Here is a 23,096-nt window from a genome sequence, read left to right as displayed (position 1 = left end):
CCTTATGTTGTGCAAAATTATGGACTTTCAGTGGATGACATGTAGGAGTCAATTACCTATATTGATTTCATGCAAACGCTAACAGCAATTTAGTTGCAGGGTTTAAGTTTGCTTGACAGGTCTGAAAGATGGCTGACGATCGCGAGCATCATTCCTTGTTTGTCCCGCCTTTAATTCAAGATCACATTCAAGGTGTGCTAAGTGCCAGTGTTGTACTCATCATGTATGGAGATTATGAATGTTTTCAAAGTGCAAACGCCTATCGCTTGATTAAAGCCGCTCAACAGCAGTTAAGTCATTCTTTCGCGGAGAATGATGTGTCTTTTATCTTTCGTCATTTTCCCCAGAAACAGATTCATCCTCATGCTCAACGGGCAGCAGAAGCAGCGGAAGCAGCAGCAATGCAAGGTCAGTTTTGGCAGATGCATGAGATGCTCTTTATCTATCAACAAGCGTTAGAGAACGGATACCTTGTGGAATATGCGAATCGTCTGGGACTTGACATTCCTCGATTTTTGCAAGACTTATCCAAAGGAGTTTATGTCGATCACATCATTGCAGACATTCAAGGTGGATATCGAAGTGGGGTAGAAGCTGCACCAGCTTTGTTTGTTAATGAGATTCGTTATCGTGAACGTTGGACTATTGAGCAATTGATAGTAGCCATTGTGGCGGCAATTCACTAACGTTTTTGATTTCCTCCAACGCCGAACAATTAAATTACGTTTTAACTCAAAGAACTTGAGTGGTCTAAATTGAGCGATCGCCCAAGAATGAAAAGTAACGAATCTGAACAGCAAATCCACCAACCAAAAGGAGAACAAGATGAGTAGCAATTCTGTAACCAGTCAAGACATGAAACTTGAAGTTGTGGTGATACCCGTTGCCGATGTCGATCGCTCCAAAGACTTTTACAAAACGTTGGGATGGCGACTCGATGCTGACTTTCCTGGCGAGAATGGTTTCCGAGTCGTGCAATTTACCCCGCCTGGATCGCAAGCATCAATCATCTTTGGGAAAGGAGTGTCATTAGCCGAGCCAGGCTCAGTTCAAGGCTTGTATCTCATCGTTTATGACATCGAAGCAGCCCGTGCCGAACTTGTTGAGCGGGGTGTGGAGGTGAGTGAGGTGTTCCACGACATCGGCGGGATCTTCCACCACGCCGGAACTGAGGGACGAGTACCAGGTCCCGATCCAAAGCGTGGCGATTATGCTTCTTATGCCTCGTTCAGTGATCCTGACGGCAATGGTTGGATACTCCAAGAGGTCAGGGTGCGGCTTCCCGGACGGTAATGGAACATCGATCGCTTAAGGACAGAAGCGAAGTTCACGATAGAGATTATGACAAGGAAATGGGTGAAGAAGTAAAGGAGTGGAGTAGAGGAGCTACTATTATTCTACCCCCTCCGCTATCAACGCAATGTAGTGCCGTACTAGCCAACAAGTTTTGAGGATTTACAGATGAAGGTTTTTGTTGCCGGGGCAACAGGAGCGATCGGTCGCCCGCTACTCGACCAATTACTTGCCAAAGGACACAACGTTGTCGCGCTGACCCGCTCCCAAGAAAGAGCACAGTCATTAGCGGCACAGGGAATCGAACCAGCGATCGCAGATGTATTCGACCCAGATTCAGTCAAAGCAGCGATCGCCCACGCTCAACCGGAGGTGGTGATTGAACAACTCACCGCCCTACCCAGGACTTACAGTCGTGAATCTATGACTGCGGCAGCGCCTCTGAATACGCGAATTCGGTTAGAAGGGGGTGCCAATGTGCTAGCGGCAGCACAGGCAGCAGGAGTGCGCCGTTACTTGAGACAGTCGATCGCCATCTGGGGAATTCCCGGTGCTGGATTGGCAGATGAGGAAACGCCTCTAGTGCTTGATGCTTCCCCCGTCGTTGCCGCAGAGTCTCGTGTTATGACTGAGATTGAACGTCGTTTATTGGAAACATCCAATCTCGAAGGAATTGCCTTACGCTATGGTTTCTTTTACGGGCCCGGCACCTGGTTCAACCCGGATGGTGATGTAGGGCAACAGGTGCGGCAGCAACAGTTTCCAATTGTGGGCAATGGTGATGGTGTCTGGTCGTGGATACACATTGAGGATGCAGCGATCGCCACCGTTGCAGCAGTAGAGCAGGGAAATACTGGGGTTTATCTGATTGTCGATGATCAGCCTTTAGCAGTGCGCGACTGGCTCCCTGCGTTTGCGCGATCGCTGAATGCTCCCCCACCACCGCGAGTATCCGTTGAAGATGCTCTCAAACAGGAGGGTGGTGCGGATATTGTTTACTACCAAACTCAGATGCGAGGCGCATCAAATGCCAAGGCAAAACGCGAACTGAATTTTCAGCCGCGATCGTTGGAATGGGTGGTTGACACCACCGTGGCTCTTGGTTAAAAGGAAACCTGCCACCTGCCTGAGCAGCATGGTTTCATCGCAACTTGACTGCGTCTGAGTATGAAAAAGTTTCACCAGTAATTTTAGCAACATTGGAGAAAAATTATGACTCAAGTAAAGCATCCTGCTGATCCAACCCCTCCAACCCTGGAAGGGAAACTAGCTCTGTTACGGAAATTAAGGGATGAATTGGGCAGTGGTGATACGATTCGCCGTCTCTTTTTTGGCGACCTGGAACCCATTGCCCTTCAACCTGGAGGAGCGAACACGGTGGTTCATCTTTACAACAAGGCTGATGATGTCACGATTGCCTATTGCACTTCCTACGATGTATTTCTGGCTGCCCGTCCGGGACGAGTCACCGAATTCGACCCCGCCGAAATCAAATAGAGATATGGTTAACGCCTTATCTAAGGGAGCATGGCATTATGTCGTCAATTGAGGAAGTGACAAAGACAATTGACCTGATCATTGCGCCTGTCGTCATGATCACAGCTTGTGCCATCGTGGTAAATGGCTTGATTGTGCGGTACGGTTCCCTCGGCGATCGCCTACGTACCGTCAACCACGAACTGAGCGACTTCCAGGAGTCCGATCTGGCTGACAATCAAAACAAAGCTCAGAGGGTACAAGAACTTGAATCCCTGCTGAGGGATCTGCTGAGGCACCATCATTTCGTGCATGATGCTCTTGTTCTTACTTATACTTCCATCCTAGTCTTTATGCTGGATATGCTGGTCATTGCCATAGCAGTCGCCATTAATGCCAATTGGCTATCACAGATGGCACTGATAGTCTTTCTCGGCGGAGTTGCCGTTCTATTTGGAGGAATAGTTTTGATTGCTTACGAGCTTCGCACATCTCACTATTCCATTCAATTAGAGGTGCATCGTATTTGTCGCCTGTGCCGCCACCAACACACTAAGCCAGTAGGAGAATGGCACTAAGAAAAGAGAAAATCGTTGAGGCAGCAGGGGTGCAGAGGAGCAAAGGAGCAGGGGAGAAAGAAGAAGTTTTAGGCATACGCACGGATACTTAGAAATTCCCCTCTGCGCCCCTGCTCCTCTGCCCCTCTGCAATCCTTACACTGCATACCCTTCAGCTTAACTTAGTGCCATTCGCCAGTAGGAAATTGAGCTAGTAGTCTGCCAACCCAAAAATGCTAAGTGAGGACTGGGGAAAGGGAAAAGGGTAAGGGATTTAAACCCTTTACCCCTTCCCCCTTCCCCCTTCTTCTTTACCCCGCCAAGTCACGAAAGCGAACTACTAGAAGCAAAATATTCGCAAAGACCTACGCATTCAATCGAGGGTAAGTTCTCGTGTTTTCACAACTCACTGCGGATGGCTCAAAACTCAACAACCCTGTTCTTTAAATTATCAGAGGTTTTGTCATGAAAATTGTTGTCATTGGTGGCAATGGACTGATCGGTAAGAAGCTTGTCAGCAGGCTACGTGAGCGCGGACATGAGACGGTAGCAGCGTCCCCTTCTTCAGGTGTCAATGCTGTTACAGGTGAAGGACTGGCTGAGGTGTTAGTGGGCGCTCAAGTTGTTGTCGATGTGACGAATTCACCCTCCTTTGAAGATGCGGCGGTGTTGGAGTTCTTCGAGAAGTCATCCCGAAACCTCCTGGCGGCGGAAGCAGACGCAGGTGTGGCTCATCACGTTGCAGTCTCAATCGTCGGTAGCGATCGCATCCCTGATAGCGGCTATATGCGTGCGAAAGTCGCTCAGGAAAAGTTGATCCAGTCCGCAGCAATACCCTATACAATCGTTCGCGCTACGCAGTTCTTTGAGTTCATCGAGACGATCATCGCTCAATTCCCCACGGATGGGCAAACAGTTCACTCGCCCCCTGCCTTTATCCAGCCCATCGGGTCAGATGACGTTGTTGCCGCGCTGGTCGATATCACATTGGAAGCGCCAGTGAATGGCATTATCGATTTAGCGGGTCCAGATCGGTTTCATTTTGAGGAAATCATTCGCCAATTCCTGAGTGCAACTCACGACTCACGTCAGGTAGTTGTAGACAGCCACGCCCGTTACTTTGGTGCAGCGTTGAACGATCAGCTCGTTCCGCAGGGCAACTCGCTCATCGGCTCGACCCGTTTTGAGGACTGGCTCAACCGCTCGATCGCTTAAAGATCAGCAATGAGAATTTAATGCTGACATCGGTTGAGTTGAGGACACAAAGTTCAACATCCCGTAACTACTGAGATTTGCAAAGCTCAACTCAACAGACACCTGTTTAATCCGCGATCTGCTTGATTCAGTATGAGGTCAAATCAGGCGGATTTATATCTACCAGTTTGTATTCACGCAAGGAGAACGGAAGTGTTTACTAGATTTTTCTCGCGAGTTGCATTCATGACTCTCTCCATATTCATAGCGCTCTCCATATTCGCAACTCTCCCCGTATTCGCAGCTTCAGCCAATGATTTATCTGCTGATACGTCTAAGGTAACGCTGGTCTTTGATCGCGCCCTTCCTAATGTGCCTGGAAAGAGTATCAAAGGCTTGCTGGTTGAATATGCGCCAAGTGGCTCAACACCCGCACATACCCATGCAGCCTCGGCTTTTATCTATGCAACAGTGCTGGAAGGTGCGATTCGTAGCAAAATCAATGATAATCCGGAGCAGGTGTATCACGCTGGTGAGAACTTTTTTGAAGTACCTGGCGATCATCATCGTGTCAGCGCAAATGCCAGTGATACTCAACCCATGCGTATGCTAGCCGTCTTTGTCGTCGATACAAATGAAGAGAGCCTGACCACACTGGACAACGAGTAAGACGCAAAATTGCACACAAGGATTTTTATGTATCGACACTACCGAAGTTGGAGCCGGAGACACTCTAGAGCTAGTGAATAGGGATGATAACAACATCACCGTTGCCGATGATATTACTCAACTTTATGTGCGTGAGCAGGACAATCCAGAATTACTTCATCACGCAGCTCACCTAAAGCATATCAGGTCTAACGACTTCCGGCTCAGTTCCTGGTAGTTTCCGCCAACCCGAATGATTAAGTCGCGTTTTAACTCAACTAACTTGAGTGGTGTAAATTGAGCGATCGCAGAACAATGAAGTTAATCGAGGTGGGCAGCAAGCTTCACCAATCTAAAGGAGAACAAAATGAAAACGCAGAAAGTATGGTTAATTACCGGAGCCTCCAGAGGCTTTGGGTTAGAAATTGCCAGAGCAGCCCTAGCAGCAGGCGACCAAGTAGTGGCAACGGTTCGCCAAGAGCCCGCACAACTCACCGCTACCCTGGACAATCACGCGAATCTGTACGTGGTACAGATGGATGTCACCCAGGAAGACCAGGTACAAACGGCTGTCAAGCAAGGCATTGCCCGTTTCGGTCGGGTTGATGTCTTAGTCAATAATGCCGGGTTTGGCATGGTCGGTGCGATCGAAGAAATCACGGATGCCGAAGTTCGCAAACAGTATGACACCAACGTATTTGGTTTACTCAACGTCACGCGTGCCGTGTTGCCCTACCTACGGCAGCAAAAATCTGGACACATCATCAATATCTCGTCTTTGTTTGGCTACGATGCAATTCCAGGCTGGGGATTGTATGGGTCTACTAAATTTGCAGTCGAAGGTCTTTCAAAAGGGCTAGCGGTTGAACTGGCACCGCTCGGCATCCAGGTCACGGTAGTGGCTCCCGGTCTTTTTAGTACCGACTTCCTCAGTACAGAATCCTATGTTGCCGCTAAAGCCATCATCGCCGATTACCAGGAAACAGTAGGACAGATGCGGAGCGGAGCCGATGCGCTCCACAGAAACCAGCCCGGTGATCCGAAAAAGTTTGCTCAAGTAATGCTTCAACTCGCTAATACAGACCATCCGCCACTGCATTTGCCCGTCGGCAATGACACGATCGCGATGTACCGAAGCAGCACCGCAAAAATGGCACAGGACATCGAAGCATGGTTGCCCGTCGCGACCAGTACCGACCATGACCAGCGCAGCGCAGCTTAGACCATTGCCTGACTTGTAATATTCATACATTCACACAGTATTTCTAAAGGAATTTTATCATGGGTACCGAACAGAAAGTCGCCATTATTACCGGCGCATCGCAGGGCATCGGCGCAGCCCTCGTCAAGGCATACCGCGATCGCAACTATCGGGTGGTCGCAACCTCGCGCTCAATTGAGCCATCGAATGATCATGCAATTCTCACAGTGCCAGGTGACATCGCGGATCGAAAAACCGCTGAGCTTGTGGTCTCCAAAGGTGTGTCCCACTTCGGGCGCATCGACACACTCATCAACAACGCTGGCATCTTCATCTCCAAGCCATTTACCCAATACACCGAGGCTGACTACGCGGCTTACCTGGGTACAAACGTCACTGGCTTTTTTCACATGACGCAACTTGCGATCGCAGAAATGGAGAAGCAGAGTAGCGGTCATGTTGTGCAGATATCGACGAGCCTAGTTGACAACCCGATCGCTGGCGTACCATCTGTACTTGCATCACTCACAAAAGGCGGACTGAATGCCGCGACCCGATCGCTGGCGATCGAGTATGCCAAGCGCGGTATCCGGGTGAATGCGATCGCGCTGGGTAACATCAAAACGCCAATGCACCCTGCCGAGACCCATGCACAGCTCGCTGCCATGCACCCAATTGATCGTATGGGCGAAATCTCTGACATCGTCGATGCCATCCTCTACCTCGAATCAGCCAACTTTGTGACGGGCGAAATCCTTCACGTCGATGGTGGTCAGAGTGCGGGACACTGATATCGCCTTGCGATTAGAAAAATGACTCTGACGCTCTCAAGCAAAATTGCGCGATCGTCTAACCTGCTGACCAAGGAGCGCATACCATGACCCCACTCGAAAAAGGCACGATCTACGAATTACGTATTTATGATGCCATGCCCGGACGACTACCAGCGCTGCTTTCGCGCTTCGAGAACCACACGTTACAGATTTGGGAAAAGCATGGCATCCGCCAGGCAGGATTCTGGACAACGCTAATCGGCGCGAGCGAGAATAATCGGCTCACCTACCTGCTTGCCTGGAACAGCATGGCTGAGCGCGAGGAGCGCTGGAGTGCATTCCTCACCGACCCCGAATGGATCGTGATCAAGGCCGAAACCGAGAAGGACGGTCAACTTGTGCAGAACATCAGCAGCGAGTTGCTGGCACCGACTGCCTTTTCCTCGGTGAAGTGAGCAGTGGGGGGAGTGACGGAACTTGAATCAGTTGCATCTGGTAGGCAGACTTCCCTCCACCGTCACAACTGAATCATGCAGACAATAACTCAAAGATATATATCTTGTTTCTATTAGCAGGCGTGGGACGATACTTATGTGGCCTAAAACAGAACTGATAGATTTACTCAAGATCAGGCATCCAATCATTCAGGCTCCGATGGTTGGCGCTTCCACACCTGAGTTGGTTGCGGCTGTTTCTAATGCAGGAGGTCTTGGCTCGTATGGTGGGGCGGCCACCCCACCAGCCAAACTTCGCTCCATTATCAGGCAAATTCGAGAGCTGACAGACCAACCATTTGGAGTTAACTTGTTTGCCCCAGCCGTTGAAGCGTATCAACTTACACCTGAGCAGCAAACACCGATATCTGAACTATTAACAAAATGGCACAACGAACTTGATGCCGGACCTGTACCCGAACCAATACCGATACTAGGCCCATTTGTAGATCAACTTACTGTCCTGCTTGAGGAGAAAATACCTGTTTTTAGTTTCCACTTTGGGCCTGCGCCAATTGAGGCAATTCGTGAGATACATGCGATCGGCTCAATTGTATTAGCAACTGCCACGATCGTCCGTGAAGCCAAAGCGCTAGTCGTTGCAGGAGTCGATGTCATCATCGCCCAGGGCTTTGAAGCTGGAGGTCATCGCGGCACCTTTGCGGTACCTTATGAACACGGATTGATTGGAACAGCAGCGTTAGTACCGCAAATAGCTGATGCGGTATCGGTTCCGGTCGTTGCGGCAGGCGGAATCATGGATGCTCGTGGAATCGTTGCGGCATTCGCACTTGGCGCAAGCGGGGTACAGATGGGAACCGCCTTTCTCGCCTGCCCTGAGAACAATATCCCAGAAGTCTATAGGCAGGCAGTACTCAAGTCTAAAGACGAAGACACAGTTATTACTGAAGTGTTTTCCGGCAAACCCGCCAGAGCCATCCGAAATCGATTTATCCGTGAAATGGAAAATAACAGGGATAAGGTGCTACCATTCCCGGCTCAGATGGCTATAGGACGGGTTTTGTATCAAACTTCTGCTCAACAATCAAGTCCAGATTTTGTCAGTATGTGGGCAGGGCAGGGAGCAGCATTAGCCGAAGCTCTCCCGGCAGGTGAGCTGATCGAAAAAATGATACAAGAATTTCTTGCCGTAACTGCTTCTTTACAACTTAAGTAAAAAGTTAAGAGTTCAGACCAAAGCCTCTCTAAATAACTGCTTGTAATAACCGCCAATTACGTTTGAAAGCGAGGTAGGCGTAATGAAAACGAATTTTGAGAACAAGTTCGAGAATGAACGTGAAAACTATCAAGGTGGAACTGATAGCCCGGATATTTTCGCCGAACGTGTCCGCAGCAACCAGCACCAGCTCACTTCCCAGTTAAGGCACCAGTACGATTTTATTGTTTGCGGATCTGGATCTTCTGGCTCGGTGGTTGCTCGCAGACTGGCAGAGAATCCCGATGTCAGCGTTCTGTTGCTTGAAGCTGGAGGCACCGATAATGTGCCAAATGTCATAGAAGCGAATCAATGGCCGATGAACCTTGGAAGCGATCGCGATTGGAGCTTCCAGGGACAGCCGAATCAATATGTGAACGGTCGTTCGATTCCGTTCTCAATGGGCAAGACACTCGGCGGTGGATCGAGCATCAACGTCATGGTTTGGGCACGCGGACACAAGCATGATTGGGATTTCTTCGCATCCGTTGCCAACGATCCGGCATGGAGTTATGAATCCGTCTTGAAGATTTATCGCCGCTTGGAAGATTGGCATGGCGTACCAGACCCAATGTATCGCGGAACGGGAGGACCGGTATTTGTCCAGCCCGCGCCGGAGCCAAACCCGATCGCACCCGCAACGGTCGAAGCAGCGCAGGTGGTGGGTATTCCTACTTTTGAAAATCCGAACGGACGCATGATGGAAGCGGCGAAGGGTGCTTCTATCAGCGATGTGCGAGTCCGCAATGGCAAACGCGAATCGATATTCCGCTCCTACGTCTACCCTTATATGGATCGGCCAAACCTGACGGTTCTCAGTCATGCACTGGTCACACGGCTAACGTTTCAGGGCAAGCGGGTCACTGGCGTGGAGATTTCTTATGGTGACGCGATCTATCGCATTGGTGCGGCAGTCGAAGTCGTGCTGTCACTCGGTGCAATCCATACGCCGAAAGTGCTGATGCAATCCGGTATTGGCGATGAGACCGAGTTGCGACGATTTGGAATTCCTGTCGTGCAGCATCTTCCCGGTGTGGGGCAAAATTTTCAAGACCACGTTGCATTTGATTGTGTCTGGGAATATGAAACTGCTCTCCAACCCAGAAACAACTTGTCCGAGGCAATCTTTTTCACGGGCCACCAGTCCGGGCTTGATAGTCCAGATCTATTTGTCTGTCAGGCCGAGGTGCCAAAAACCACTGCTGAGAATGCCATCCGGTTTGGGCTACCTGATGCAGGCTGGACGTTATTTGGGGCGATCGCGCACCCCAAAAGCCGAGGCCGTCTGCGCCTGACGGGAGCCAATCCATCCGACCCGATTCTAATTGATGCAAACACCCTGTCTGACCCGGACGATCTCAAAACCGCGATCGCCTGCGTAGAACTCTGCCGCGAAGTCGGTAACTCCGCTCCGCTTCGTCCGTTTGTTAAGCGCGAAGTCATGCCAGGTAATTTGAAAGGGGCCGAACTCGAACGCTTTGTTCGAGATGCGGCGACAAGTTTCTGGCACGAAACCTGCACCGCGAAGATGGGTCGAGATGACCTGTCGGTGGTGGATAGCAACCTGAAAGTGTATGGAATCGACAATCTCCGGATTGCGGATGGATCGATTTTACCGCGAGTAACGACCGGCAACACGATGGCTCCCTGCGTGATCGTTGGGGAGCGGGCAGCGGAAATTTTACAGCTAGAACACCAACTGCAAACCAGTGTAAAAACAGTCTCAGCCGCGCCATAAAATCACCGCGCTTTTCATTGGCAGACGCACATCTAAGTCGCGTGTTAACTGGGAGAACTTGAGTGGTGTAAATGGGGCGATCGCAGAAGAATGAAGTTAATCGAGGTGAGCAGCAAGCTCACAATTCAAAGGAGAACAAAATGAGTAGCAATCACGTAAACAGTCCAAACATGAAGCTCGAAGTTGTGGTTTTCACCGTTTCCGACGTTGATCGCACGAAGGCATTCTACGAGAATCTCGGCTGGCGACTCGATATTGACATCGCGGAGGGCGGCTACCGCAACGTCCATGTGACACCACCCAACTCGGACGCCTCGATCATCTTCGGCAAGGGAGTCACTCCAGCCAATTCTGGCTCGGTGCAAAACCTAGTCCTTGCCGTTGACGACCTCGACGCTGCCCGCGAAGACTTGATCGCTCGTGGTGTCAACGTCAGCGAAATCTTTCACTACGCTGGCGGCCCCTTCAACAACGCTGTGGAGAACCCACGCGTCAGCGGGCGTGACCCGGAAGGTCGTTCCTACTTCTCATTTGCCTCGTTTGAAGATCCAGACGGGAACCTCTGGCTGCTCCAGGAAATCACAACGCGGCTTCCCGGTCGCCTGTGGGACTCTCCACAAGCAGACATTGCAAAGCTTGCAACCCTTCTCCACGAGACGGCAGAACGCCACGACCATTACGAGAAGACTCACGCTGAGCATGACTGGTGGGACTGGTATGCGCCCTACCTGAGTGCGCGTCAGAATGGCAGCAGTCCAGAAGAGGCGGCCGCCGCCGCTGACCGTTACATGGATGAGGTCTTGCAAGTTCTTTCCAAATAATTGATCGCCTTTTCCTCGCTGCATTGAGCGATGGGGCGAGCGACGGAACTCAAACCCATAACTCGCCCCACCATCACAACTGAGTCATGTGGACAGACAATCCGTAACCTCAGTTAAACACAATTGGAGCAAGATCAATGTCTGAAAAAATCAACCCACTACGCCGCCGCTTTTTGGGCATTGCAGCCATGAGCATTGCTGCTACACAGCTAGGTCGATTCGGTTCTGCGATCGCCCAATCGAGCCAAACACAACCAAAGGAAACTGCCACAACTCAACCCGGAACCGTACAGTCCACTGACCCAAACGCAAGCCGCCCCTTTACCCGGAGTGCGAGGGACATTCGCGGTGCTTCACCGTATCTCCCGATCAAGAACGAACCCGCACCTAAGCTGATCGTAGATCCCCCGATCCCTGAGGGGTTGGCCCAGGGGATCTTCTGGACCCAGTACCGAGTAGAGAACTTGCGCATCGTACCCGTGTTTGGGGCCGGTGCCATCCAGACATCTCCACGGGTCGGGCATCTGCACATAACCGTCGATGACCTGCCCTGGTGGTGGGCGGATGCGAGTGACACCAACACAATCGACATAGCCGGGCTGCCGCCCGGTCAACACAAGGTGAAGATCGAGTTGGTTGACCCTAATCACAAAGTCTTCCCCGGACAGGTGGTGACGCTGACGTTCACTGTACTTAACTACAAGCGCGCGCACGCGCACTAATGGAACCTCTATGCCCGGCCCGCCGGAGCAGAAGAGCATCTAAGACTGCTCGATCTGCGACGCTACAGGCAATTGAACTCCAAGCACTGGTGGGAGAGACCGTTGCTGCCAGCGTAGATCGTGATCGCCCGCCAGAGGTATTGGTACTGATAAAACTAGTCTCAGCATGAGAGAGGAAGACACAGTGAGTATGATCGTTAAAGCTGCTGCCGTGCAGATCAGCCCCGTGCTGTACAGTCGGCAAGGTACCGTGGAAAAGGTCGTGAAGAAGATTCGTGAGCTGGGTCAACAAGGCGTCCAGTTCGCCACTTTCCCCGAAACCATCATTCCCTATTACCCTTACTTCTCCTATGTGCTAGCCCCGTTCGCGTTGGCAAAGGAACATCTGCGGTTGCTTGAAGAGTCGGTCACGGTGCCTTCTGCCGAGACCCAGGCGATCGCCGAAGCCGCAAAGGAAGCAAACATGGTCGTTTCAATCGGCGTCAATGAGCGCGACGGCGGCTCGATCTATAATACACAGCTTTTGTTCGACGCAGACGGTACGCTGATCCAGTGCCGCCGCAAGCTTACGCCGACTTATAACGAGCGGATACTCTGGGGTCAGGGTGACGGCTCAGGTCTGCGCGCCATCGATAGTGCCGTTGGGCGCATCGGACAACTTGCCTGCTGGGAACATAACAATCCTTTGGCACGTTATGCCCTGATTGCCGATGGTGAGCAAATCCACTCGGCGATGTATCCGGGATCGTTCGCCGGCCAGCTGTTCGCGGAGCAAGCGGAAATTAATGTCCGCCAACACGCCCTTGAATCCGCCTGCTTTGTCGTCTGTGCAACCGCGTGGCTAGATGCCGATCAGCAGGCTCAGATCATGAAGGATACGGGTTGCGCGATCGGGCCGATTTCGGGTGGCTGCTTCACTGCGATCGTGAGTCCCGACGGACGGATCATTGGCGGGCCGCTCCAAGCTGGTGAAGGCGAAATAATCGCTGATCTCGACTTTACCCAGATCGATGCCCGCAAAAGACTTATGGACGCGCGCGGTCACTACAGCCGCCCCGAACTGCTCAGTTTGTTGATTGATCGCACGCCCGCATCGCACGTCCATGAACGCACCGCCTACCCCAATGCTAATGGCTCGCGCGCGGTCGTCGAGGAGAGAACTGTCGAGGTTCTCTAATTCCACTGGCTCTATCCGAACGCAACGACAGGGAGGTCAGTGCATGTCTAAAAAAATTAATCATAATCGCCGCTACTTTTTAACAACTATGCTTAAAACTATTGCTGCCACTCAGCTTGGCATAATCGGTTGCACCACACAGCACGCTACGTTAGCAACGGCTGAGTTACCGATTGAAGGCGAACTTCCGTCTTTTGTTGGCGCAACCACATGGCTTAATTCAAAGCCATTAACGGTTGACGGACTGCGTGGAAAAGTCGTGCTGATCAACTTCTGGACGTATACCTGCATCAATTGGCTGCGCCAACTCCCTTATGTTCGCGCGTGGGCCGAGAAGTATAAGGATCAGGGACTAGTAGTAATTGGTATACATACGCCGGAGTTTGAATTCGAGAAGAATATTGATAATGTCCGCCGAGCCTCAACAGAAATGAGAATTGACTACCCGATCGCCGTAGATAACAATTATGCGGTATGGCGTGCTTTCGGAAACCGTTATTGGCCGGCCCTTTATTTTATAGACACGCAAGGACGCATTCGTCATCACCAATTCGGCGAGGGCGAGTACGAGCAATCGGAAAAGGTAATTCAACAGCTACTGTCTGAGTCTGGAACTGGCCGTGTCGGTCAAGAAATGGTCGAAGTCGATGCTCGCGGTTTTGAGGCTGCTGCCGATTGGAACAGCCTGAAATCGCCTGAAAACTACCTCGGCTACGAAAGAACGGAGAATTTTGCGTCTCCCGGCGGCGCGGTGTTAAACAAGCCTCATTTATATACCGCCCCCGCGCAATTGAAACCTAATCAATGGGCGCTTTCGGGCGATTGGACTATAGGAAGACAAGCCATTGTACTGAACAAGTCCGGTGGGCGGATTGCGTACCGCTTCCACGCACGCGACCTTCATCTCGTGATGGGGCCGGTCGAGCGAGGAATGTCCGTGCGGTTTCGCGTGCTTGTAGACGGGCAGCCGGTAGTTGCAGCTCACGGACTTGATGTCGATGTGCGAGGCGAAGGAACAGCTACCGAACAGAGGTTGTACCAACTGATCCGACAGCCGAAGCCCATCAGCGATCGACAGTTCGAGATTGAGTTTCTGGATTCCGGGGTGGAGGCTTTTGCATTCACGTTCGGTTGATAACGCAAACAGATACGTCTTCGCAACGAGCGACAAGAAGGTAAATAATATGACGATGAAATCCACACATGACAGCCCAATTCTCGTGACTGGAGCGGCAGGTGATCTCGGTGCGATCGGCCGCCACCTCACCGCAATGCTACTCGCCAAAGGGCATAAGGTGCGCGCCTTAGTTCGGCGGGAGGATGAACGCGCTGAGAGCCTACGCCAGCTTGGAGCCGAGGTTGTGCAGGGCGATCTGACCGACCTGAGCTCGATGCACCGGGCGATCAAAGGTTGCGCACGCATCTACTTCGGAATGTCGGTCTCGCCGGCTTATCTCGAAGCCACGGTCAACACTGCTGCGGTGGCGCGCCACCACGGGGTCGAGGCTTTCGTGAACATATCGCAGATGACGGTGACGCAGATGAGCATCACCGAAACCACCCCAAGTCCGCAGCACAAGCTGCACTGGCTTGCGGAACAGGCATTGGCGTGGTCGGGGCTGCCTGTCGTCACGGTGCGGCCGACGGTCTTCCTTGAAGGCTTCTTTCTACGTCTCGCCGCTGCTGGTGCCCGGGACAGCGATGAACTGGCGCTGCCGCTAGGTAACAGCAAGACCTCGCCTATCTCGGCTGTGGATGTAGCGCGCGCCGTTTCTGTGATCCTCGACGATCCTGCCTCGCACATTGGTCATGTTTACAATCTAACCGGATTTGAGTCGGCCGATCTGCACCACTACGCGCGCGTCTTTTCCGAGGCACTCGGCCGAACTATCCGCTATCGTAACGTGCCGCTCTCCGAGTGGGTTGATACGCTTCGTAAGTTTGGGGTGCCGACGCACCTCGTCAACCACCTCGCAGTGATGGCTGAACTTCACGCGCAGGGGAGGTATGACCGCATGACGGATGACCTGTTCAAGCTCACCGGCAAAACGCCGACGAGCTTGTACGACTTCGTGAAATTGCACGCCGCCGAATTCACGCCCAGTAAAGCCACGGCTTGAGGGGTTTCGTCGGTTCTTCATGCTGAGGTTGTCAATTTCAACAAAAAAGGAGTTTTCAAATGCGATCTGACATTGTTCCAGGGACGGTCTTCCCCGACTACGAGCTGCCCGATCACACCACAAAGCGCCGGAAGCTCTCCGATCTGCAAGGACAACATCCGATGATTCTCGTCCTCAGCCGCGGAGGGTACTGCCCCAAGGATCGCCGACAGGCTGAAGGACTTGTCCAACTCCATCGTGAGCTTGAGGTCGGCTATTGCCGGCTGGTCACGATTAGCACCGACAATATCACCGAGACGAATGAATATCGCAGTGGTGTCGGGGGCCACTGGCCTTTCCTCTCTGATGCGGGACGTAGAATCCAAAAAGACCTCGACATCGCCGAATACACTGACCCTCTCCACAATCCCATGATCCCCTACACGATAGTCCTGGAGCCGGGTCTGGTCATTTATAAAATCTACATGGGTTATTGGTTCTTCGGGCGACCCACTCTCGAAGAACTCCGCCAAGACCTACGCGCCGTTCTCAAGAAATGCCGACCGGACTGGGACATCACAACACCTGAACTGAAAGCGACGTGGCAGGAAGGCCGCAAGGAACTCTTCTACCCGTACGGCAAAACTTACGCCCAAACGCTCGGTGAACAGGATTAGAAATGGATTTGAAAGAACAGATGGCAAGCCGCGAAAGCTCCGGTCAGCAGTTGCAAGCACTTGGCATCAAGCTTCCGGTGCTGCCTGAGTCGTTCGGCACCTATGTGAAAGCTAGGCAGACGGGCAATTTGTAGTTACTGTGGGCTGGACTCTCTGGTGGAATATCCTGCATAGAGTTTTGTCATCGGAAGACAAGCAAGTTGAGTTGAATCCGATTGGAAGAAGATAAATGTCCGAAAAAATCAACTATCAGCGTCGCCGCTTCTTAGCCACTGCGGCCATGACCATTGCTACTACACAGCTAGGCATATTCGGTTCTGCCAAAGCACAATCAAGCAAAACAAAACCAGCAGTTGTGTCCATGATGAAGCAGGGGACAAACACGTCGTTCGGCTCACTAAAGCAGATCGATGCCGGTGTGCTGAATGTCGGATACGCTGAAGCTGGTCGCGCGAATGGTCGTCCGGTAATTCTCCTGCACGGATGGCCCTACGACATTCACAGCTATGTCGATGTCGCTCCTTTGTTAGCATCGGCGGGGTACCGGGTGATCGTTCCATATCTGCGCGGCTATGGTATGACGCGCTTTCTTTCAAGCGAGACGTTCCGGAATGGGCAGCAGTCGGCGATCGCTGTCGATATTATTGCACTGATGGATGCGCTGAAGATGGAGAAGGCGATCCTCGCTGGTTATGATTGGGGGGCACGCACCGCCAACATTATTGCGGCACTCTGGCCAGAACGCTGCAAGGCACTCGTCTCCGTGAGTGGTTATTTGATCGGCAGCCTTGAAGCCAACAAGACACCACTGCCGCCGCAGGCCGAACTCGAATGGTGGTATCAATTTTATTTTGCGACGGAGCGGGGCCGCGCTGGCTACGAAAAATACCGGCATGACTTTAACAAGCTCATCTGGCAGCTTGCCTCGCCGAAATGGAACTTCGATGACGCGACGTTTGAGCGTAGTGCCGCATCCTTCAACAATCCGGATCACGTCGGTATCGTCATCCATAACTACCGCTGGCGGCTCGGCTTAGCCAAAGGCGAGTCGAAGTATGACGAGATTGAAAAGCGGCTCGCCGCAGCCCCCGCGATCGCCGTACCCACCATCACCCTTGAAGGTGATGCCAACGGTGCGCCGCACCCAGATGCCACTACCTATGCAAGAAAATTCTCGGGCAAATACGCACACCGGGTCATCAACGGCGGTGTCGGTCACAACCTGCCGCAGGAAGCACCGCGGGAGTTTGCCAAGGCCGTCGTCGAAGTTGACGGTTACTGATGGAGTTTAGCCTAAGTTGTGAAACGGACAATTTGCAGCAAAGAGACAAGACCATGACCAAACTGAAAAAAGTACATTACAAAACCAAAGCCCGCACCGCAGGTATCTTCGTCCTGTCGCAACTCCTCGTCGCGTTCTTGGTAGCAACGGTGTTTCTGGTACCGCCTGCTCGCCTGCTTGCACAACAATTCGCTCAGACCGGCGCACAAACCCAGGTCGCAGGCAAGGCGACCGAAGACAACGCCATCCGTCCCTTCCGCGTTCACGTCCCGCAACAGGCGATCGTCGATCTCCGCAGACGTATCGTGGCGACCCGTTGGCCTAACAAGGAGACTGTCGCCGACCAGTCGCAGGGCGTGCAACTGGCGACAATGAAGCAGCTCGTCCGTTACTGGGGAACGAAGTACGACTGGCGCAAAGCCGAGGCGAAACTGAATGCCTTACCGCAGTTCCTAACGAACATCGACGGACTAGACATTCACTTTATCCACGTCCGCTCCAAAAATCCTAACGCTTTGCCATTGCTCATCACGCACGGATGGCCCGGATCGGTATTTGAACAGCTAAAGATCATCGGCCCACTGATCAACCCGACGGCCTACGGGGGACGCCCAGAGGATGCCTTCGACCTGGTCATCCCGTCGATTCCGGGCTACGGCTTCTCCGGCAAGCCGACGGGCACTGGTTGGGACTCCGACCGCATCGCGCGAGCCTGGGCGGAACTGATGAAACGCCTCAGGTACACCCGCTACGTCGCCCAGGGCGGCGATTGGGGGTCTCCCATCTCTAGCGCGATGGCGCGCCAGGCACCGACAGGATTACTCGGCATCCACCTCAACTTGCCAGCAACGATACCACCAGAGGTGGCTGCGGTACTCGCCTGCGGCGGGCCCGCGCCGACGGGACTCTCCGAGAAGGAGCGCGCGGCGTTCGATTCACTAGACGCGTTAAAGAACAAACGGACCTACGCCGCGGTGATGGGTACGCGACCGCAGACAGTTGGGTACGGACTGACGGACTCACCGATCGGACTCGCAGCTTGGATGCTCGGGCATCCAGGCTTCACGCAGTGGACGTACAACGGCGGTGATTCGCAAAAGTCCCCGACGAAAGATGAGGTGCTGGACGACATCACGCTGTACTGGCTGACGAACAGCGCGGTCTCGTCAGCTCGGCTGTACTGGGAGAACAACACCAACATCTTGAACGCGATCGCGCAGAAGACCACCGATATCTCGCTCCCGGTGGCCATCACGGTATTTCCAGAGGAGATATATCGAGCTCCAGAAACATGGGCGCGCCGCGCCTATCACAACCTGATCTACTTCCATGAGGCTGATAAGGGCGGCCACTTCGCGGCGTGGGAACAGCCGCAACTCTTCTCTGAGGAGATTCGCGCGGCGTTCAGGTCACTACGTTAGTTCAACACTAAGCAATTCACACGACAAACATCAGACAGGGAGAATAGGATGACTCAATATGATTACATCGTAATTGGTGCAGGGTCTGCTGGTTGCGTGATCGCCAACCGTCTTACAGAAGACAGTGAAACAACCGTATTACTCCTCGAAGCGGGTAATCCAGATACGAAACCAGAAATTCAAATTCCGTCAGAACACCTGAGCTTACTAGGCTCTAAGGTAGATTGGAGCTATTTCTCCCAATCGCAACCCTACCTCAACGATCGCAAAATCTTGGCGGCAGCAGTACGATTAATTTCATGATTCATCATGCCAACGCTGATGACATGCAATACGAACGCACCAACCATTATTATTGGCGAAAAAGCAGCCGATTTAATTAAAGCCAGTCGTAGACAAACTGTAATCACCAGCTATCAACAGAGGTAATAATGGAAACAGCAGATGTAATTGTGATTGGAAGTGGTCAGGGCGGAGTTCCACTCGCGGCTGACTTTGCTAAGGCAGGTCGAAACGTCGTTTTATTTGAACGCGATGCGTTAGGCGGCAGTTGCATAAACTATGGCTGCACACCTTCTAAAGCCTTTTTAGCCGCAGCCCATGCCGCAGGCCGCGCTCGACAAGCTGCAAAGCTAGGCATACACGCACAGGTTGAAGTCGATTTTTCTACGGTGATGGAGCGTGTGCGTAGTATTCGCAACCAGTTTAACCAGGGTACTAAGCGGCGACTAGAGAGTGCAGGGGTTAGAATTGTCTGTGCTGAAGCCGCTTTCACCGGAGAGCGAACTGTAAGCGGAGGCGGTGTGACGGTGCAGGCTCCGATCATTGTGATCAACACAGGAACATCCTCTACTATTCCTGACTTTCCTGGTTTAGCTGGAACGCCTTATCTCACCAACCGAAATTTCTTTGATTTGCAGCAGATTCCGCCTCGGTTGCTCGTGGTCGGCGGTGGCTATATTGCCCTGGAGTTAGGGCAGGGAATGGCACGTTTAGGGAGCCAAACTGAATTGATTGTGCGGGGCGATCGCTTGCTGGCTCAAGAAGAATCCGATGTCAGTGCTGTGCTTGCTGATGCCTTTGAGCAAGATGGAATTGGACTGCATTTCAATGTGACGGTTCAGCAGGTTGCTCATACCAACGGTGTGTTTACTCTAACGCTGAACAATGGTGAAGTACTCGATGGGGAAGCATTGTTGATTGCAACTGGGCGCAAACCGAATACTGGAGCATTAAATACTGCGGTGACAGGTGTTGAATTAGATGCACAGGGTTTTATTAAAATCGACGATCAGTTTCAGACTACTCATTCTGGAATTTATGCGATCGGGGACGCTGCCAAACAGCCTGCTTTTACCCATGTTTCTTGGGAAGACTATCGTCGCTTGAAAGCCATTCTGTGTGGCGAACACCGGACACGCAACGATCGGGTGTTAGGCTATGCCGTTTACACTGAGCCGCAAGTGGGCCGGGTCGGGATGACGCTAGAGCAGGCTCAGAAACAGGGTATCTCTGCGCGCGAAGTCACTCTGCCGATGGCTCACATCGCTCGCAGCATTGAGTGGGGACATGATCTCGGTTTCTACCGCATGGTCATCGACACCCAGACGAATTTGATTTTAGGAGCAACGCTGGTAGGGTACGAAACGGCTGAACTCGTGCATGTCTTTTTGTCACTTATGGAAGCTAAAGCAACGTGGCAGTTACTCGAACAATCGGTTCACATTCACCCAACTTACGGTGAGGCTTTGCCCAGTCTCGCAAGGCTACTTGTTGGAGATGATATGCCAACCTGTCCCAATATGTAAGAAATATCTGAATCGAAAGCTTAAACTGAGCCAAAAATATGAAAATTTATCAGGAAGATTTAGATTGGGCGGTTTCCCAAGGCTTAATTACAGCCGAACAAGCCAATACGTTATGGAATGCACTTTCAACGCGTCACAGCCAGCGTCCGCAATTTAATTTTGTGAACGTCACTTTTTACTTGGGGGCGTTAATTGTCATCTCAGCCATGACTTGGTTCATGACATTAGCGTGGGAATCATTTGGTGGCAGTGGGATTTTTTTCTTAACCAGCATTTATGCCTTGTGCTTTGTACTTACAGGAAGCAACCTCTGGTGGCGACAAGAAATGAAAATCCCCGGAGGTTTGCTATTTACCATTGCAGTTTCCTTGACTCCTTTAGCAATTTACGGACTGCAACGCGCCACAGGATTTTGGACTCAAGGCAACCCCGGTACATATCGAGATTTTTATATCTGGATTAAAGGCAGTTGGTTTTTGATGGAGTTGGGAACCATCATTGCAGGTTTAGTTGCCCTCAAGTTTGTGCGTTTTCCCTTTTTAACTGCTCCCATCGCCTTTTCGCTATATTTCATGTCGATGGATATCACACCATTATTGTTTGGAGAAAAAACCTACAATTGGCAGCTACGATTATTAGTTTCCTTGTGGTTTGGTCTCGGTTGCATTGTGGTCGCTTATCTAGTTGATATCCGCACCCGTAGACGCGATGGTGATTTTGCTTTTTGGCTATATCTGTTTGGGTTACTTGCCTTTTGGTTTGGTCTAACTTTAATGGGAGACAGTAATGAATTTCAAAAATTTCTCTATTGTTTGATTAATTTAGGGTTAATCTTGCTGTCGGTATTGTTAAAAAGAAAAGTTTTTATTGTTTTTGGTTCATTGGGTGTATTTGGTTATTTAGGACACTTAGCCTACAGCATCTTTCAAAATGCAATCTTATTTCCGTTTGCGCTAACATTTTTGGGAATATTTATTATCTATTTAGGAACTTTATATCAACGCAATAGTAGGAATATTGAGCTTTTTTTAGAACGTCTATTACCAGACACTGTGAGGGGCTTCTTACCCAGAGAGTAATAAGAGTCCTTTCTTTCTGGTCTATCAACGTTCAATGCCACACAGCAAAGGACATAAGGAAATGGCAGTAAGAAAAGCTCTAAGCTATGTGGAATAAGGACTACGGCTTTTAAAGCTATTGAACAGTGCCGGGATGAGTCAGGCAATTGTCTTTGATGCAGTTTCATGGAAGCGATTGCCGATAAAGTTCATCGCAAAGAGCGATCGCTGTGCAGACAAGCAAAGATCATTGTAGAGTTGTTCTACTTGTGTTGGATTGCTGGTTGAGAGTGAGCTGACAATCGAGATATGATTGCCAAACAGTTGACCGATAGAGCCATCAGCTTTGGCAAACTCGCGGATCAACCCAAAGATTTTGACCCAGGAAGTTTCCCCTAATCCCCCATAAATCGTAGGAATCACCAGATTGAGTAGACCGCTTTGACGTAACTGCTCAATCTCATGGATAGGACGGCTGCCACCATTGCGATCGCCTTCGGCGCAGCGAAGCTGATCGCGATCTACGGCTGTTTTGGCAAATTCCTGGGCAAGTTGATGACCGATAGCAAGGAAATTAAGCGGTTTTGTTGTTTCTAGTAATTGCACCATATTTAGTTCTCCTTGGAAACTTTATTTTTCTCGCTGCCTCATTTGCTTGTTAGATTATCAGGTGATCCCAAAATCTCGTCGCCAATTTCAGCAGAAATACGTTGAGCTAACTCCATATCTGGTATTTCGTTTTCGTTCTGCGTTCCCACCTCTGCAATTAGTCGTGCAAAGGCACTAGGAGAAGCAACCATCAACCCGCGAGCTGGCTTGTCGCTCAAAACGCCGATCGCATGGGCGGTACCAGGAGGAATCAGGAAGGTTTCGCCAGCTTTCAGCACAACCTTGTTTTCACCTGCCCAGACCGTGAACTCCCCTTCTAAGACATAGAGTTGTTCAGAGTAGCGCGTGTGGCGATGGAGAGGTGTTTGTGTACCAGGTGGGAAGTAGCCTTCGATCAGATCGTATTTACCTTCGGTTGTTGTGCGATCGGCAATGATGCTGAGGCGAGAACCAAAAAGCCAGAAAGATTGGATCATGAGATTGCTCCGATTAATGCGTGAGTTGTTTTCAGCATTCAACTGAATTTAGCTTTGGTGTAACAAGGGGTGGGATGAATTGAACTGATACCTCTAATCCATTCGATGTCCAATTCGTTCATGAAATCAGCTAGTAGTTCGCTTTCGTGACTTGGCGGGGTAAAGGGGAAGGTGGGGCCCCCTCTGGGGATAAGGGGCAGGGGGAATGGGTAAAGGGTTTAAATCCCTTACCCTTTTCCCTTTTCCCTTTCCCCAGTCCTCACTTAGCATTTTTGGGTTGGCAGACTACTAGTGGAAATCTACTTATATCAATTTACATTGAAGCTGCATAGAAAAGAGCTTCAAGAATAAAGTCA

The 23,096-nt window shown here is 51.3% G+C and carries 27 protein-coding genes; 25 read left to right on the top strand and 2 right to left on the bottom strand.

Features of this window, described 5'->3' with window-relative positions; genetic code table 11:
- The first annotated feature begins 128 nt into the window (after positions 1–128).
- The 25 genes from RMY27_RS27650 (at position 129) to RMY27_RS27530 (ending at position 21,676) form a co-directional block, all read left to right on the top strand.
- A complete protein-coding gene (locus RMY27_RS27650; protein ID WP_322668057.1) occupies positions 129–686 on the top strand; it encodes a DsbA family protein in 558 nt (185 codons plus the stop codon).
- Positions 687–825: 139 nt separating this feature from the next.
- Positions 826–1,293 (top strand): VOC family protein, encoded by a 468-nt coding sequence (locus RMY27_RS27645; protein WP_190913449.1) that lies wholly within the window; start codon positions 826–828, stop codon positions 1,291–1,293.
- Between the two features lie 168 nt (positions 1,294–1,461).
- Positions 1,462–2,400, top strand: a complete 939-nt coding sequence (locus RMY27_RS27640; RefSeq protein ID WP_322668056.1) for an NAD(P)-dependent oxidoreductase — start codon at positions 1,462–1,464, stop codon at positions 2,398–2,400.
- Positions 2,401–2,505: 105 nt separating this feature from the next.
- Complete coding sequence (locus RMY27_RS27635) at positions 2,506–2,790, top strand: hypothetical protein (RefSeq protein ID WP_322668055.1); 285 nt, start codon at positions 2,506–2,508, stop codon at positions 2,788–2,790.
- A 38-nt stretch (positions 2,791–2,828) separates the two neighbouring features.
- Positions 2,829–3,347 carry a DUF2721 domain-containing protein gene (locus RMY27_RS27630; protein WP_322668054.1) on the top strand — a complete coding sequence of 173 codons (519 nt, stop codon included), beginning with the start codon at positions 2,829–2,831 and terminating at the stop codon, positions 3,345–3,347.
- Positions 3,348–3,791: 444 nt separating this feature from the next.
- Positions 3,792–4,541: an SDR family oxidoreductase gene (locus RMY27_RS27625; RefSeq protein ID WP_322668053.1), complete on the top strand. Its 750-nt coding sequence runs from the start codon at positions 3,792–3,794 to the stop codon at positions 4,539–4,541.
- A gap of 225 nt (positions 4,542–4,766) precedes the next feature.
- A complete protein-coding gene (locus tag RMY27_RS27620; protein ID WP_322668052.1) occupies positions 4,767–5,189 on the top strand; it encodes a cupin domain-containing protein in 423 nt (140 codons plus the stop codon).
- Positions 5,190–5,262: 73 nt separating this feature from the next.
- Positions 5,263–5,406, top strand: coding sequence for a hypothetical protein (locus tag RMY27_RS27615; protein WP_322668051.1), 144 nt, complete (start codon positions 5,263–5,265; stop codon positions 5,404–5,406).
- Between the two features lie 129 nt (positions 5,407–5,535).
- Positions 5,536–6,390 carry an oxidoreductase gene (locus RMY27_RS27610; protein WP_322668050.1) on the top strand — a complete coding sequence of 285 codons (855 nt, stop codon included), beginning with the start codon at positions 5,536–5,538 and terminating at the stop codon, positions 6,388–6,390.
- Between the two features lie 59 nt (positions 6,391–6,449).
- On the top strand, positions 6,450–7,160 hold the full coding sequence (locus RMY27_RS27605) for an SDR family oxidoreductase (RefSeq protein ID WP_322668049.1): 711 nt from the start codon (positions 6,450–6,452) through the stop codon (positions 7,158–7,160).
- An 86-nt stretch (positions 7,161–7,246) separates the two neighbouring features.
- On the top strand, positions 7,247–7,597 hold the full coding sequence (locus tag RMY27_RS27600; RefSeq protein WP_322668048.1) for an NIPSNAP family protein: 351 nt from the start codon (positions 7,247–7,249) through the stop codon (positions 7,595–7,597).
- A gap of 136 nt (positions 7,598–7,733) precedes the next feature.
- Positions 7,734–8,813 (top strand): nitronate monooxygenase family protein, encoded by a 1,080-nt coding sequence (locus RMY27_RS27595; protein ID WP_322668047.1) that lies wholly within the window; start codon positions 7,734–7,736, stop codon positions 8,811–8,813.
- 82 nt (positions 8,814–8,895) lie between these two features.
- Complete coding sequence (locus tag RMY27_RS27590) at positions 8,896–10,590, top strand: GMC family oxidoreductase (protein WP_322668046.1); 1,695 nt, start codon at positions 8,896–8,898, stop codon at positions 10,588–10,590.
- 140 nt (positions 10,591–10,730) lie between these two features.
- A complete protein-coding gene (locus RMY27_RS27585) occupies positions 10,731–11,411 on the top strand; it encodes a VOC family protein (protein WP_322668045.1) in 681 nt (226 codons plus the stop codon).
- A gap of 137 nt (positions 11,412–11,548) precedes the next feature.
- Positions 11,549–12,133 (top strand): DUF6130 family protein, encoded by a 585-nt coding sequence (locus RMY27_RS27580; RefSeq protein ID WP_322668044.1) that lies wholly within the window; start codon positions 11,549–11,551, stop codon positions 12,131–12,133.
- A 190-nt stretch (positions 12,134–12,323) separates the two neighbouring features.
- A complete protein-coding gene (locus RMY27_RS27575; protein ID WP_322668043.1) occupies positions 12,324–13,310 on the top strand; it encodes a nitrilase-related carbon-nitrogen hydrolase in 987 nt (328 codons plus the stop codon).
- Between the two features lie 43 nt (positions 13,311–13,353).
- Positions 13,354–14,445 (top strand): thioredoxin family protein, encoded by a 1,092-nt coding sequence (locus RMY27_RS27570; RefSeq protein ID WP_322668042.1) that lies wholly within the window; start codon positions 13,354–13,356, stop codon positions 14,443–14,445.
- A 49-nt stretch (positions 14,446–14,494) separates the two neighbouring features.
- Positions 14,495–15,430: an NmrA family NAD(P)-binding protein gene (locus RMY27_RS27565; RefSeq protein WP_322668041.1), complete on the top strand. Its 936-nt coding sequence runs from the start codon at positions 14,495–14,497 to the stop codon at positions 15,428–15,430.
- Between the two features lie 59 nt (positions 15,431–15,489).
- Entirely contained in the window at positions 15,490–16,086 is a 597-nt protein-coding gene (locus tag RMY27_RS27560; protein ID WP_322668040.1) for a peroxiredoxin family protein, read from the top strand.
- A gap of 2 nt (positions 16,087–16,088) precedes the next feature.
- Positions 16,089–16,220 carry a hypothetical protein gene (locus tag RMY27_RS27555; RefSeq protein WP_322668039.1) on the top strand — a complete coding sequence of 44 codons (132 nt, stop codon included), beginning with the start codon at positions 16,089–16,091 and terminating at the stop codon, positions 16,218–16,220.
- 95 nt (positions 16,221–16,315) lie between these two features.
- On the top strand, positions 16,316–17,368 hold the full coding sequence (locus tag RMY27_RS27550) for an alpha/beta hydrolase (RefSeq protein WP_322668038.1): 1,053 nt from the start codon (positions 16,316–16,318) through the stop codon (positions 17,366–17,368).
- Between the two features lie 53 nt (positions 17,369–17,421).
- Positions 17,422–18,789, top strand: coding sequence for an epoxide hydrolase (locus RMY27_RS27545; RefSeq protein WP_322668037.1), 1,368 nt, complete (start codon positions 17,422–17,424; stop codon positions 18,787–18,789).
- Between the two features lie 48 nt (positions 18,790–18,837).
- Positions 18,838–19,092: a hypothetical protein gene (locus tag RMY27_RS27540; RefSeq protein ID WP_416212372.1), complete on the top strand. Its 255-nt coding sequence runs from the start codon at positions 18,838–18,840 to the stop codon at positions 19,090–19,092.
- Positions 19,093–19,220: 128 nt separating this feature from the next.
- Positions 19,221–20,597 carry a dihydrolipoyl dehydrogenase family protein gene (locus RMY27_RS27535; RefSeq protein ID WP_322668036.1) on the top strand — a complete coding sequence of 459 codons (1,377 nt, stop codon included), beginning with the start codon at positions 19,221–19,223 and terminating at the stop codon, positions 20,595–20,597.
- 38 nt (positions 20,598–20,635) lie between these two features.
- Complete coding sequence (locus tag RMY27_RS27530) at positions 20,636–21,676, top strand: DUF2157 domain-containing protein (protein ID WP_322668035.1); 1,041 nt, start codon at positions 20,636–20,638, stop codon at positions 21,674–21,676.
- Between the two features lie 138 nt (positions 21,677–21,814).
- Here the strand turns inward: RMY27_RS27530 and RMY27_RS27525 are convergent, their stop codons facing one another.
- Both RMY27_RS27525 and RMY27_RS27520 read right to left on the bottom strand, forming a co-directional pair.
- Positions 21,815–22,264, bottom strand: coding sequence for an acyl-CoA dehydrogenase family protein (locus RMY27_RS27525; RefSeq protein WP_322668034.1), 450 nt, complete (start codon positions 22,262–22,264; stop codon positions 21,815–21,817).
- Positions 22,265–22,302: 38 nt separating this feature from the next.
- Positions 22,303–22,740: a cupin domain-containing protein gene (locus RMY27_RS27520; protein WP_322668033.1), complete on the bottom strand. Its 438-nt coding sequence runs from the start codon at positions 22,738–22,740 to the stop codon at positions 22,303–22,305.
- Positions 22,741–23,096 lie beyond the last annotated feature (356 nt).

This window comes from Nostoc sp. DedQUE09 (genome assembly GCF_034530915.1).
Taxonomy (GTDB): Bacteria; Cyanobacteriota; Cyanobacteriia; order Cyanobacteriales; family Nostocaceae; genus Nostoc.
The sequence above is the reverse complement of the archived record's forward strand: the minus strand, read 5'-3'. Positions and strand labels throughout refer to the sequence as shown.

Coding starts and splice junctions, on each gene's coding strand:
- RMY27_RS27650 (WP_322668057.1), top strand. CDS start 129: ATGGCTGACGATCGCGAGCATCATTCCTTGTTTGTCCCGCCTTTAATT.
- RMY27_RS27645 (WP_190913449.1), top strand. CDS start 826: ATGAGTAGCAATTCTGTAACCAGTCAAGACATGAAACTTGAAGTTGTG.
- RMY27_RS27640 (WP_322668056.1), top strand. CDS start 1,462: ATGAAGGTTTTTGTTGCCGGGGCAACAGGAGCGATCGGTCGCCCGCTA.
- RMY27_RS27635 (WP_322668055.1), top strand. CDS start 2,506: ATGACTCAAGTAAAGCATCCTGCTGATCCAACCCCTCCAACCCTGGAA.
- RMY27_RS27630 (WP_322668054.1), top strand. CDS start 2,829: ATGTCGTCAATTGAGGAAGTGACAAAGACAATTGACCTGATCATTGCG.
- RMY27_RS27625 (WP_322668053.1), top strand. CDS start 3,792: ATGAAAATTGTTGTCATTGGTGGCAATGGACTGATCGGTAAGAAGCTT.
- RMY27_RS27620 (WP_322668052.1), top strand. CDS start 4,767: ATGACTCTCTCCATATTCATAGCGCTCTCCATATTCGCAACTCTCCCC.
- RMY27_RS27610 (WP_322668050.1), top strand. CDS start 5,536: ATGAAAACGCAGAAAGTATGGTTAATTACCGGAGCCTCCAGAGGCTTT.
- RMY27_RS27605 (WP_322668049.1), top strand. CDS start 6,450: ATGGGTACCGAACAGAAAGTCGCCATTATTACCGGCGCATCGCAGGGC.
- RMY27_RS27600 (WP_322668048.1), top strand. CDS start 7,247: ATGACCCCACTCGAAAAAGGCACGATCTACGAATTACGTATTTATGAT.
- RMY27_RS27595 (WP_322668047.1), top strand. CDS start 7,734: ATGTGGCCTAAAACAGAACTGATAGATTTACTCAAGATCAGGCATCCA.
- RMY27_RS27590 (WP_322668046.1), top strand. CDS start 8,896: ATGAAAACGAATTTTGAGAACAAGTTCGAGAATGAACGTGAAAACTAT.
- RMY27_RS27585 (WP_322668045.1), top strand. CDS start 10,731: ATGAGTAGCAATCACGTAAACAGTCCAAACATGAAGCTCGAAGTTGTG.
- RMY27_RS27580 (WP_322668044.1), top strand. CDS start 11,549: ATGTCTGAAAAAATCAACCCACTACGCCGCCGCTTTTTGGGCATTGCA.
- RMY27_RS27575 (WP_322668043.1), top strand. CDS start 12,324: ATGATCGTTAAAGCTGCTGCCGTGCAGATCAGCCCCGTGCTGTACAGT.
- RMY27_RS27570 (WP_322668042.1), top strand. CDS start 13,354: ATGTCTAAAAAAATTAATCATAATCGCCGCTACTTTTTAACAACTATG.
- RMY27_RS27565 (WP_322668041.1), top strand. CDS start 14,495: ATGACGATGAAATCCACACATGACAGCCCAATTCTCGTGACTGGAGCG.
- RMY27_RS27560 (WP_322668040.1), top strand. CDS start 15,490: ATGCGATCTGACATTGTTCCAGGGACGGTCTTCCCCGACTACGAGCTG.
- RMY27_RS27555 (WP_322668039.1), top strand. CDS start 16,089: ATGGATTTGAAAGAACAGATGGCAAGCCGCGAAAGCTCCGGTCAGCAG.
- RMY27_RS27550 (WP_322668038.1), top strand. CDS start 16,316: ATGTCCGAAAAAATCAACTATCAGCGTCGCCGCTTCTTAGCCACTGCG.
- RMY27_RS27545 (WP_322668037.1), top strand. CDS start 17,422: ATGACCAAACTGAAAAAAGTACATTACAAAACCAAAGCCCGCACCGCA.
- RMY27_RS27540 (WP_416212372.1), top strand. CDS start 18,838: ATGACTCAATATGATTACATCGTAATTGGTGCAGGGTCTGCTGGTTGC.
- RMY27_RS27535 (WP_322668036.1), top strand. CDS start 19,221: ATGGAAACAGCAGATGTAATTGTGATTGGAAGTGGTCAGGGCGGAGTT.
- RMY27_RS27530 (WP_322668035.1), top strand. CDS start 20,636: ATGAAAATTTATCAGGAAGATTTAGATTGGGCGGTTTCCCAAGGCTTA.
- RMY27_RS27525 (WP_322668034.1), bottom strand. CDS start 22,264: ATGGTGCAATTACTAGAAACAACAAAACCGCTTAATTTCCTTGCTATC.
- RMY27_RS27520 (WP_322668033.1), bottom strand. CDS start 22,740: ATGATCCAATCTTTCTGGCTTTTTGGTTCTCGCCTCAGCATCATTGCC.